The following is a 749-nucleotide window of genomic DNA, read 5'->3' on the forward strand; positions in this document are numbered from 1 at the left end:
GTATCCAGTCGAGCATGAAAACCGACCGCTCGATCCGGCCAACTTCACGCAAGGCCACAGCCAGACCATTCTGACGGGGATAAGATCCGAGCTTCCGCAGCATGGCCGAGGCCGTCACGGTTCCACTCCGAATGGATGTGACCAGACGCAGCAGGTCGTCCCAGTGGGCCGCAACATGATCGGTATTGATCGGGTCACCGGCCATTCCACTCAGGAGATCACCGGGGCTTTGATCTGGAAACAGGTGAAGTTTCCGCTCTTTCAGATCCCGTATCCTGGGCGCAAATCGATAACCAAAGAAGGGCATCAGCCCGAAAACATGATCCGATGCCCCACCCGTGTCGGTATAATGCTCTTCAATGGAAAGCCCGTTGGCATGATACAGCAGCCCATCCAGAACATAGGGTGCTTCACCGGCCGTCGCCGCAATCACCCGGGKCGAAAACGGATCATACTGATCGGAGAKGTGGGTGTAGAAACTGACGCCCGGTTCACTGCCATTGCGCGCATTGATATCGCTGATCGCAGCGCCTCTGCCACCTGCATGAAACAATTGACCATCACTTGAGGACGATGTGCCGTCTCCCCAGAGTGACGCCAGGGGCAGCCCACGATGGGCTGCAACCATACGGCCAAGGGCTTCGGCGTATCCGGCCTCGCTGATATGCCAGTCATGCAGATGCGCCAACTGGCGCAGGGTGGCACCCTGACAGGTGTCGGCCATGCGTGTCAGACCAAGATTAATCCCA

General features: G+C 57.8%; 1 protein-coding gene. It reads right to left on the reverse strand.

Annotated features, from left to right (window positions below; all coding sequences use genetic code 11):
• The coding region (locus KP705_RS15665) for a Tn3 family transposase (RefSeq protein WP_215764851.1) at positions 1-749 on the reverse strand (749 nt) is incomplete at both ends.

Origin of the sequence: Gluconobacter sp. P1D12_c (assembly GCF_018812105.1) — a bacterium.
Classification (GTDB): Bacteria; Pseudomonadota; Alphaproteobacteria; order Acetobacterales; family Acetobacteraceae; genus Gluconobacter; species Gluconobacter oxydans_A.